Source organism: Chryseobacterium sp. MA9 (genome assembly GCF_024399315.1).
Lineage (GTDB): Bacteria > Bacteroidota > Bacteroidia > Flavobacteriales > Weeksellaceae > Chryseobacterium.
This window is the reverse complement of record NZ_CP075170.1, coordinates 1,731,367-1,742,400: the sequence shown is the minus strand read 5'-3', so window position 1 is coordinate 1,742,400 and position 11,034 is coordinate 1,731,367. Positions and strand designations below refer to the sequence as shown.

The 11,034-nt window shown below is 35.3% G+C and carries 11 protein-coding genes; 4 read left to right on the top strand and 7 right to left on the bottom strand.

What is annotated here, in order from left to right; genetic code table 11:
- Positions 1-30: 30 nt before the first annotated feature.
- The gene (locus KIK00_RS07905; RefSeq protein ID WP_255816012.1) at positions 31-918 is read right to left on the bottom strand and encodes a hypothetical protein; all 888 of its coding nucleotides are present in this window, start codon (positions 916-918) and stop codon (positions 31-33) included.
- A gap of 122 nt (positions 919-1,040) precedes the next feature.
- Entirely contained in the window at positions 1,041-1,379 is a 339-nt protein-coding gene (locus tag KIK00_RS07900; RefSeq protein ID WP_370647749.1) for a hypothetical protein, read from the bottom strand.
- A 245-nt stretch (positions 1,380-1,624) separates the two neighbouring features.
- Here KIK00_RS07900 and KIK00_RS07895 point away from each other — a divergent pair, with 245 nt between their 5' ends.
- The 3 genes from KIK00_RS07895 (at position 1,625) to KIK00_RS07885 (ending at position 4,558) form a co-directional block, all read left to right on the top strand.
- Entirely contained in the window at positions 1,625-1,888 is a 264-nt protein-coding gene (locus KIK00_RS07895) for a hypothetical protein (RefSeq protein ID WP_255816010.1), read from the top strand.
- A gap of 227 nt (positions 1,889-2,115) precedes the next feature.
- Entirely contained in the window at positions 2,116-3,504 is a 1,389-nt protein-coding gene (gene lpdA / locus KIK00_RS07890) for a dihydrolipoyl dehydrogenase (protein ID WP_219072974.1), read from the top strand.
- Positions 3,505-3,757: 253 nt separating this feature from the next.
- Positions 3,758-4,558 carry a patatin-like phospholipase family protein gene (locus tag KIK00_RS07885; protein ID WP_255816009.1) on the top strand — a complete coding sequence of 267 codons (801 nt, stop codon included), beginning with the start codon at positions 3,758-3,760 and terminating at the stop codon, positions 4,556-4,558.
- Positions 4,559-4,629: 71 nt separating this feature from the next.
- Here KIK00_RS07885 and KIK00_RS07880 read toward each other — a convergent pair whose 3' ends face one another.
- Positions 4,630-5,067: a hypothetical protein gene (locus KIK00_RS07880; protein ID WP_255816008.1), complete on the bottom strand. Its 438-nt coding sequence runs from the start codon at positions 5,065-5,067 to the stop codon at positions 4,630-4,632.
- A gap of 446 nt (positions 5,068-5,513) precedes the next feature.
- Between KIK00_RS07880 and KIK00_RS07875 the strand changes: the two genes are divergently transcribed.
- The gene (locus KIK00_RS07875; RefSeq protein ID WP_255816007.1) at positions 5,514-7,451 is read left to right on the top strand and encodes an SPFH domain-containing protein; all 1,938 of its coding nucleotides are present in this window, start codon (positions 5,514-5,516) and stop codon (positions 7,449-7,451) included.
- A gap of 68 nt (positions 7,452-7,519) precedes the next feature.
- Here the strand turns inward: KIK00_RS07875 and KIK00_RS07870 are convergent, their stop codons facing one another.
- The 4 genes from KIK00_RS07870 to KIK00_RS07855 all read right to left on the bottom strand — a co-directional run bounded on the left by KIK00_RS07870 (position 7,520) and on the right by KIK00_RS07855 (position 10,991).
- Positions 7,520-8,215, bottom strand: coding sequence for an ABC transporter ATP-binding protein (locus tag KIK00_RS07870; protein ID WP_255816006.1), 696 nt, complete (start codon positions 8,213-8,215; stop codon positions 7,520-7,522).
- A gap of 80 nt (positions 8,216-8,295) precedes the next feature.
- Positions 8,296-8,856, bottom strand: coding sequence for a hypothetical protein (locus KIK00_RS07865; protein ID WP_255816005.1), 561 nt, complete (start codon positions 8,854-8,856; stop codon positions 8,296-8,298).
- A 382-nt stretch (positions 8,857-9,238) separates the two neighbouring features.
- The gene (locus tag KIK00_RS07860; protein ID WP_255816004.1) at positions 9,239-9,934 is read right to left on the bottom strand and encodes a LytTR family DNA-binding domain-containing protein; all 696 of its coding nucleotides are present in this window, start codon (positions 9,932-9,934) and stop codon (positions 9,239-9,241) included.
- Entirely contained in the window at positions 9,927-10,991 is a 1,065-nt protein-coding gene (locus KIK00_RS07855; protein WP_255816003.1) for a sensor histidine kinase, read from the bottom strand. Before KIK00_RS07855 ends, KIK00_RS07860 begins: the two co-directional genes overlap by 8 nt.
- Positions 10,992-11,034: the final 43 nt, after the last annotated feature.

Here is an 11,034-nt window from a genome sequence, read left to right as displayed (position 1 = left end):
CTCTTTTTTATTATATTTTTTTGAAGATATCTAGTATTTTCTGGCTAGTAAAACGTTCAATAAGAATGTTCCTGCCCAGTTACTGTTATTGGTACTGACGCCATTTGTACCGATAAAGTCTACACGGGCTACAGATACAGTAAGTCGCGTTCTTCCTGCGGTACCATTATTAGCAAGGCTTACAAAAGATGCTGTAAATACATCCGGGAAACTTGAGTTATTTCCTGCAGTAAGAATAGGATACATATTGGTGACATTGAAAGGAGTACCCTGATATTCATAAACAAGTGTCATTCTGCTTGTATTAGAGTAGGCAGCAGTATGAGCCCTATCCACAGATGTTTTACTCACGATCCACCATCTGTCAGTCGCAGAACCTGAATCATAACCTGCATTACCGTGATTGGTCCAGTCGGCAACAGCTGCTGTTCCAAGTGCATGAGGAGGAATAAAAAACTGTGTACCATAAATCTCCACATTGCTCGGCTTAGGAAGAACTGTAAAAGACAAATCCCATGTTCCACCAGTTGTATTACTGTTGTTCACCACTTCAGCATATGCTCCGATAGGAATCACAAAAGAAGCAACAGGAGCGTTATCAATTCTTAATGTGTTACCACTGGAAGCCTGGAGTGTGATATTATTCGGTGAAATGTTTTTGATCTTATAAATTCTTCCCGTAAAACTTGTTGTTCCGGTTCCGATGACAGGGAGAGTAAATGTGGCATCGGCTGTTCCATTATAAGTGATGTAATGATCGGTTGCCAGAATATTATAAGCAGTAGATGTGACTTCGCTGTAGCCAGCCCTTAAGGAACCATTTACGGCAAGCGTGCTGTTAGGGGTTGTTGTATTAATACCTACTTGTGCAGTTAAGGGTATAGTTCCTAATAAAAGAATCAAAATGTATTTTTTCATGTTTTAGATATTTGGTTTCTATCAAATATAGAAAGAAAATAGCTAAAAATTAATTAAAACTTAATAAATTATATATTTTTAATTAAATCAGTATATAACAATGTGGTAGCTTTTGAAAATTATTAAACCCATTTGCATGGAACTACCAGATCTTCGGTAAGATAATAGCTGCAGCAAAGGCGGTGGTAGCCATCTGCAATGATCAGCTCATTTTCACCTCTTACCAGAAGTATAGGCGAAAGCTTTTTATTTTTTTCTACCTTTTTCAGATTTTCTTTTACATGAATATTAGTCTCAGGAAGCAGGGTAAGCTTGCTTGCTCTTAAAATATCTTTTGATTTTTTTGTTATAGTAGGGGCAGCTCTTAATTTTTCAACCATTTTTCTAGCTTTATCCGGTTCAAAAAGGAGTTCCAGATAATCCTGTGCTGCAGGAAAATCATGGGATTCAGGTTCTTTCATCCAGATACTGTCTTTGGTCAGATTACCCTTTTTACAGACGTTTTCATAAGTGTTTATTAAAAGATAAATGTATGAAAAATAGATCGTTATTACAGCCATTATTTCAAATGAACCAATGGTTTTACAATATGGATTTTATTTTCTATAAAAAATATTGGTATGATATATGCAAGATTTATCACGAACCGGAATGACTTTAATTAAAACTATTGAATTAATTGAAATCATTCAAAAATATGAACATTATGAAAAAGTTTTTAATTTCAACACTATTAGTATTAGGTTTATCTACGTATGTTTCTGCTCAGAAACGTCCGCCAGCTCCTCCACATCCATCAAAAACAGAATTGGTTAATATTAAAATGCAGGAGCTTACCAAAAAATACAATACCGAGAAAAAGCTTATCCTTAATCATCCGCTTGCTACCAAACAGATGAAGAGAGATCAAATGAAAGCTTTGAATGAAAGATATGCAGTTGAAAAACGATTACTTAAACAGGCGAAATAATACAGTATTTTTGCAGTTATTAAAATTGGAAAAACAGATTTTTATGCTGTAAGTTTTAATAAATTTTCAAAGTAAAATAAAATTTATTGAAAGAGAGTGCGTTTTGTGCTCTCTTTCTTTATTTAAAATTAAATAAAATAGCCTTGTTGATGCATTTTAAGATCAGTCAGCGGAAACATTAAACATCCAATATTTTTCCTTAAATTCGCATAAAAATTTTTAAAGTAATGAATTACGATATTATTGTCATTGGAAGTGGTCCTGGTGGATATGTTACTGCGATCAGAGCAGCGCAATTAGGTTTCAAAACCGCAATTATCGAGAAAGAAAACTTAGGAGGAATTTGCCTTAACTGGGGATGTATTCCAACTAAAGCTTTATTGAAATCTGCTCAGGTTTTTCATTATATCAACCATGCTGAAGATTATGGTTTGAATAAAGTGGAGGCAAGCTTTGAATTCCCGAATGTAATTCAGAGAAGCCGTGGTGTTGCCAGCAAAATGAGCAAAGGAATCGAATTCTTGATGAAAAAGAATAAGATTGACGTAATTCTTGGTACTGCAAAAGTACAGAAAGGTAAAAAAGTTTCTGTGACAGATAAAGAGGGTAAAGTAACCGAATATTCAGCTAACCACATTATCATCGCTACAGGAGCACGTTCAAGAGAATTACCAAACTTGCCACAGGATGGTAAAAAAGTAATCGGATACAGACAGGCATTATCTCTTCCTGAGCAGCCAAAATCTATGATTGTTGTAGGTTCTGGGGCTATCGGAGTAGAATTTGCTGATTTCTATAACACAATGGGAACAAAAGTAACTGTTGTTGAATTTATGCCAAACATCGTACCTGTAGAAGACGAAGAAATCTCTAAACACTTAGAGAAATCTCTGAAAAAGACAGGAATCGAGATCATGACAAACGCTTCTGTAGAAAGTGTTGATACAAGCGGTGAAGGTGTAAAAGCTACTGTGAAAACAGCTAATGGAAACATTACGCTTGAAGCTGATATCTTATTATCTGCTGTAGGTATTGCGGCTAATATCGAGAACATCGGATTAGAAGAAGTAGGAATCCAGACAGATAAAGGAAGAGTATTGGTAAACGAATGGTACGAAACTTCAGTACCAGGATACTATGCAATTGGAGATATCATCCCAACTCAGGCATTGGCTCACGTTGCTTCTGCAGAAGGAATTACTTGTGTTGAGAAAATCAAAGGAATGCACGTTGAAAAAATCGACTATGGCAATATCCCTGGATGTACTTACTGCCACCCTGAAGTAGCTTCTGTAGGTCTTACTGAAAAGCAGGCTAAAGAAAAAGGATACGAAATAAAAGTAGGTAAATTCCCTCTTTCTGCAAGTGGTAAAGCTACTGCAAACGGAAATACAGACGGATTTATCAAAGTGATCTTTGATGCAAAATATGGTGAGTGGTTAGGATGCCACATGATTGGTGAAGGAGTAACGGATATGGTTGCTGAAGCCGTTGTAGCTAGAAAATTAGAAACTACAGGTCACGAGATCATCAAATCCATTCACCCGCATCCAACAGTTTCTGAAGCCATTATGGAAGCTGCTGCTGCTGCTTATGGTGAAGTGATTCACATTTAATCTGAAATATACAGAAATCTATATTATAAAAAGCCCGGATTTATCTGGGCTTTTTCGTTGTTTATACTGATCATAAAAATAAAGATATCATACAATTTCCAGACCTCACAGGTTTCAAAAACCTGTGAGGTCTATTCTTAAATAAATCGAATTTTTCACGGGTTTACAGTTTATTTTCTTAAAATAATTTTAAAATCAACATATTTATAAAAATTAACTTAATTATTTCAGGCTGTTTTCATACATTTATTCAATGAATTTTGAGAGAGTAGGACTTGTTTTATCAGGAGGCGGTACCAAAGGAATCGCTCATGCGGGAGTATTAAAATTCTTACAGGAAAAAGGTATTGAAATTGATATCCTTTCCTGTTGCAGCGCTGGATCTATTGTAGGCTGCCTTCATGCCATAGGAAAAACTCCGGAAGAAATCCTGGAATTTTTCAATTCTGTGTATTTTTTCAACTGGAAACATTTTACATTTAACCAGCCGGGGCTTGTTTCTTCAGTAATTTTCAGGAACTATCTGAAACCTATTTTTCATGAAATGAAATTAGGAGATCTTGATATCGAAGTGAAGATTGTAGCCACAGAGCTTGTTGCCGGAACCCAGAAGATTTTTGATAAAGATTTTGAAATTGTGGATGCAATCATTGCTTCATGCTCCATTCCGGGAATAACCACTCCGTACATTATTGGTGATGAAATGTATTGTGATGGAGGAGTATTGAATAACTTTCCGGCAGATATCATCAGAGAGGATTGTGATAAGCTGATCGGTGTATTTGTATCCCCACCCAACGAAGCTAAGATTAAAGATCTGAACTCCATTAAAGCAATCGTTTCCCGTTCTTATGATTTACTTTCCTATAGAATTGAAAAAATAAAATTTGATTATTGTGACTGGTTTATTTCTTCCCAAAAACTGTCATCGTATGGAACTTTTGAACGAAGAAAAGACAGATTGGAAGAAATTTTCAATATTGGTTACAAAGCAGCAAAAGAAAGCTATGAAGAAAGTACCTTTTTCACAGAATTAAAACAATCCGGAACATAAAAAAATCCCGCATCAATATGCAGGATTTTTATTTTATAAGAAAGGCAGTTTCTTCCAGCCTTTATATTATTCTAATTTTTTACAACATATGCGTCCTGACGAACGATTTCACGGTCATTAGCATCATTTACAACCAATGTATAAGGGGCTTTTTTCGGGGAATCTGTAAGGTAATTTCTCCAGATCTGGTAGCTGTGTCCCTCATTATTGAAGTTGATGTAATAGTTTCCTCCTGTACCATCAGGAATCAGTTCACCATCACTGATGATCATGCTTGGTTTTGCCGTAATTTTTGTGTTGGCATTCCACGACTGGTAAAGGTATTTGCCATTCGGCTGTTTGTCGATTCTGATCTTGAATTTTTTGGTTTTGATAATAACAGTCTTCGGTACCTGTTGAAAGGCAGAAGAGGTTATAAAACCACCTGTTTTAGGGGGAGGAACTTCTTTGGCATCAACGAAAGAAAACTGAGCTAAGCAGAAAGTCCCTAATAAAATATGCTTTATCATATTAAATGGTTATTGGTTAACATTTTAGATTCTATCAAATATAAAGCCATTTTTCAATTTAGAATATAAATATACAGTACAAAAAATAAAATTTTCTAAACGGCTAAACATTTGCTTTTTGAAAATAATAATATTGATTTTCAATTGATTATTGTTTTGTTTGTAAAATATTGCTGGTCTCTGAAACAACTGAATACTTTTCTTCTGTACATTTGTACCATCAAAGGATCTCGTTCCTTTATTATCAAAATGAAACTAATTAACTTTAAGTTTTCTCTATTAAAAGTATCAGAAATCATCTTCACGATTTTTAATACATCTCCCCCTGTAATTTCTTAATTTTTTCGAAAGAATTATCACATAATTCATACTCTGTTTTTTCAAATGCCGAAGAAATAGAGCGCAATCCCTGTTTTAAAATATAATCAAAAACAAAAAACAAAACTATGGAATTAGCTTTTCATGGCTGGATGGTTCCGGCCGTAATTGCACTTTTGTGTGTACTTTTTTATAAATTCATTTTAAGAATTTTCTTTGGATTAATCATTGTTCCTCAGGACAAAATAGGTTTAGTTACTAAAAAATTTGTATTGGTTGGTAAGCAGGAACTTCCGGAAGGAAGAATTATTGCAACCAACGGAGAAGCAGGTTTTCAGGCTCAGACATTAGCTCCGGGTGTATATTTCAGAAAATGGATATGGCAATATTCTATCGATTTTCAGTCTTTTACAGTGATTCCGACCGGAAAAATAGGATTATTACTGGCAAAAGATGGAGTAGAATTAGAAACCGGAAGGATCTTAGGCAGAAAAGTTGACTGTGATTCTTTTCAGGATGCTGAAGCTTTTTTGAAAAATGGAGGAAGGAAAGGCCGTCAGACCGCCATTATTGCGCCGGGATCCTATAGAATCAATACATTGTTATTTGAAATAGAATTAACGGATATGACTCAAATTCCTGATAATGCAGTGGGAATTATCACAACCATGGAAGGAGATCCTCTAGCAGAAGGTCAGATTGCGGGTAAGATTATCAATGAACATAATAAATTTCAGGATGTAGATACTTTTTTAAATAACGGTGGATTTAAAGGCCTTCAGGAGCAGGTAATCCTGGCGGGTTCTTATTTTCTGAATCCCTGGTTTACAAAAGTTGAAATGGTGAAAATGACGGAAATTCCGATCGGCCATGTGGGAGTCATTATCAGCTATGTAGGAGAAGAAGGACGAGATTTGAGCGGGATTGATTTTAAACATGGAAATATAGTTGAGAAAAGCCATAAAGGAGTTTGGGCAGAACCTATTGGTCCCGGAAAATATCCCATCAATCCTTACATTATGAAGGTTGAACTTGTTCCTACCACCAATTTGGTACTGAACTGGGCTTATGAAAGAAGCGAATCTCACCAACTGGATAAAAATCTTTCAACAATTACAGTACGAAGTAAAGACGGTTTCCCTTTCAATCTTGATGTTTCGCAAATTATCCATATTCCTACGTATGAAGCTCCAAAAGTAATAGCTCGTTTTGGAAATATGATCAACCTTGTAAGTCAGGTTTTAGAACCAACCATTGGGAATTATTTCAGAAACTCAGCGCAGGATAGTGATGTGATTGCGTTTTTGGGAACCCGAAAAGAAAGACAACAGTCGGCAAAAGATCACATCAGCAGTGTTTTGGAACAATATAATGTAAATGCTGTAGATACTTTGATAGGAGCGATTGTTCCTCCGGAAAGTTTAATGAAAACTCTTACCGATAGAAAATTGGCGGAAGAACAGAAAATCACTTATGAAACTGAAATGCTGGCCCAGGAAACGCGTCAGGCTCTGGAAAAAGAAACGGCTGTTGCTGATATGCAGAAAGAAATTGTAAAAGCAGATCAGGGGGTGGTGATTGCGGAAAGAATAGCTGATGCATCGGTGAAAAAAGCAACCGGAGATGCCAATTCCGTAAGATTACAGGCAAATGCGGAAGGAGACAGACTGAAACTGTTAGCAACAGGTGAAGCAGAAAAAACAAGACTTCTTGCAAAAGCCGAAGCCGAAAAAATAGAATTGCTGGCAAAAGCAAATGCAGAACAAATTTCATTAACCGGTAATGCAGAAGCAGAAAAAATTCTGGCAATTGGTAAATCTAATGCAGAATCCTACAAACTATCTGTAGAAGCAATGGGTGGAAATAACTTTACTCAACTGAAAATCATGGAAAATATAGCAAGCCAGAATGTAAGAATAATGCCGGAGGTATTAATTGGTGGAAACGGAGATTCAGCGAATGGCGGAATCAGTGGGCTTTTAGGACTGCAGCTTTTGGAGCAGATTCAGAAGAAAAATGTGGAGACAGTTTCTACAATGGAAGAAAAAACGGATAACAATTCCTGATTTTAGCTTCAGGAATAATTAAAAACTAAAAAATCGCCCGGAAATTTTTCCGGGCGATTTTTTAGTTTTTATACGGTATAACTTGCAAACGCTTCTTCCAGGCTTTCAAATTTACCTTTAAACTCATTAATAGGGCAGTCCTGAAGGATGTTCCCTTTATGAATAAGAATCACTCTTGAACAAAGCGCTTCCACTTCCTGCATGATGTGGGTAGAAAGTAAAACGGTCTTCTGCTGTCCTATTTGTTTTACCACATTACGGATTTCAATGATTTGATTGGGATCCAGACCATTGGTAGGTTCATCCAGAATCAGTAAATCCGGCTGATGAATAATAGCCTGTGCAAGCCCTACACGCTGTTTGTATCCTTTAGAAAGCTGTCCTATTTTTTTAGATTTTTCAGGCGTGATTCCTACCAGTTCTATCACCTCATCTACTCTGAATTCAGAGATTTTATGAATATTGGCTACAAACTGAAGGTATTCTTTTACGTACATCTCCAGATAAAGCGGATTGTTTTCAGGAAGAAATCCTATTTTTTTTTTGCTTTCAATCTCATGGTTTGAGATATTCATACCATTGAAAATGATTTCACCCTGGTCAATTTTCAGTGCTCCGACAATAGATTTCATCAGGGTAGATTTTCCGGCACCGTTCGGGCCAAGAAGACCGATGATTTCATTTTTATCAATAGAAATGTTGATATTGTCAAGGGCAGTCTGCTCACCAAATTTTTTGGTTAAATTGATTATCTGAAGCGGCATAAGTTTTAATGTCTTTCTGCAAAAATAAAATAAAAAAACTCATCCGATAGAATGAGTTTCGCAATATTTATAAAATATAATTATTTTCTTGATTTTTTCTTGGCTCCTCCTGTTGCAGGAACAGCATTAGATGCTGTATTTCCGTTTCCTTTATTCGCTGAAGGATTTATAGAAGCAGGTTTGTCATACATGGCATATTTTCCATTGGTTCTTCCGAAAACTTTCTCCACCTGCTTTTGGGTTAAAAACTGTGATTTTCCAATATATTTCCGGTTTTTGTTGATCACCTGGATAAACTGCATGGTTTGTTGGCCATAATTCTTTTCATAATGAAGTTCGATGATATCATTAGGTAATTCCAACACAACATTCTCTTCCGGAGTGGAGATAAAACCATCCATAATAAGTTTGTATAGTCCGGCAACATCACCATTAAGATTCTGAAATGAAAAAGATCGGATTGTATTCAGGTTGCTGGTGTTCAGATCCTGGTAGTTGACTGTAAATTTATCTTCCTTTTTATAGAGACCAACGGAATTATCTTTACCAATTTCCACCAAACTTTCATTCTTCAACACTTTAATCTGTGAGAAAACTGAAATACCGAACATACATGTAATAAGTAGAATTATTTTTCTCATAAAATGAATTTTAATGTTTTATTACTTGGTGTACATAAATTTACTAATAAAAAAGCAAAAAAGCAACTTTATTAATTCAAGCAAAAGTAACATTTTTTTTTAATATCAATACGTGATGATCTGCTGATACCATGGGTTTTATTGTTTGTGTAATGTGTTGATAATTATTTAATTAGTTATTTTAGGCGTGTAGGTATTAATTTTAACTGAAGGCAGATTTACAATAGCTAATACAATGTAATGTGCTGAGAAACAGATTGGATATTACTCAAACTAGCTTGAATTTAAAATTAATTTAAAATAAATGTTAAAAATGAGGTTTATAGATTAAGTTCTAAAAAAATAAGCATAAAACCCAGTGCCGAAATTATTATAAACAGTTTTATAACAGCTTATTTCTGGAAACTGAAAGTATGAAGGCATCAAATTCCTTTTTATAACTTCTTCCAACGGGAATCTGATGGCTGCAGATTAGAACGTAATTACTGCTGAAAGCCGTCACAAAATCAGAATTGATGATAAAAGACCTGTGAATTCTTACAAAACCTTTACCGGATAAAGTTTTTTCCAGATCTGTAATCTTACTTTTTGAAATAAAGCTTTCATTGGTAACGAGTACCACTTTAATATCATTTCCCTGGCTTTCAAAATAGGTGATCTCCGAAAGCATAAGTTTCCGGTGCATTCCTTCAGTTTTAATGAGGATGAAATTTTCTTTATGGTCAGCTGCAGTTCTCAGAATACGTTCCACAGATTTAAAAAAACGTTCAAAAGTAATAGGTTTCAGGAGATAATCTACGGCTTCCAGTTCAAAACCTTCAATAGCAAAATCCCGGTAAGCTGTAGTGAAAATAGTCTTGGGCTTTTGGGGTAGTGACTTCAGGAAATCAATTCCACTAAGGTGAGGCATCTGAATATCAAGAAACATAAGATCTACAGTTTGATTTTGCAGTATTTTATAAGCCTGCATTGCATTTTGAGCTTTTCCCACCAGTTTTAAATCATCGATCTTAGAAATATGGTTTTCCAGTAATGACATCGCCAGAGGTTCGTCATCTACAATAATACAGTTAATCATAATGTGAAGGAGTGGTTATTTCAACTTTAAAAATATTGTTTTCCTGTGAGATCCGGAAGGTAAAATGTTTCTGATAGTGATACTGCAGCTGTCTTTGTATATTCTGCAGCCCGATCCCTTTTTCATTAGCTGTTTGGTGGTCTGAGAAGGTATTTTCAATTTTAAAAATAGAATACTGGCTATTCGTTTCTATATCAATCTTTATTTCTGTGGTTTCTGAACTTTTTCCCACTCCATGTTTAAAGGCATTTTCTACCAAAGTAAGATACAGCAGGGGTGGAATGGTATTCCGGGAGTTTAACCTGATGTGTTTCCGGATTTTTAATCTTTCATCATGGTATCGTAGGCTTTCCAGCGCAATATAATGTTCAATAACAGCCAGTTCATCAGAAACCGAAACCCATTTTTTCTGTCCTTTGTATAAAATATAATCCAGAATATCCGATAGCTGGCTGATGGATTGGGAAGTCTTATCAGAATGACTGACCGACAGAGAATAAATATTATTCAGGGTATTAAAGAGAAAATGAGGATTGAGCTGAGATTTGAGCGATTGCAGTTCAAGCTCGGTCTTTTCCTTCTGCAGTTTGATCGTATGTTCTTTTTCATCCCTGTACCGTATGAAAAACATGATGGAAATAAAGATAAATGCCCCACTGATAATTGTGAATGTATAATGAATCAAAAGATAGGGGATATCAGTAAAAATATCGGATATGCTGTCTTTGACTTCATGGGTGAAGAGTGGTTCCGCAATATAAACAAGAAAAAATCTGTTGATGATCGAAATAAGATAAAGACTGATAATGAGATACAATGAAAATGTTACATACTTTTTTCGGTCAAAAAAACGGCGGATTAGCACGAAATAGATAAAATTGGCTCCTGCAATCTGAAAAATCCAATGCCAAAAATTATAGATGATCAATTCTTTAAAGTCTCCACTTTCATATTCTCCATACATTCTTGCCGTTCCGAATAAAAATAAAGCAGTCCAGAAGAACAGCTGGAAGTATAGAGTTTGTCTGATCTGAGTTCCTGATGGCGTTTTCATCATCTTCAAAAATATAAAAACTTAAGCTACGCCAGAGAAATGTATG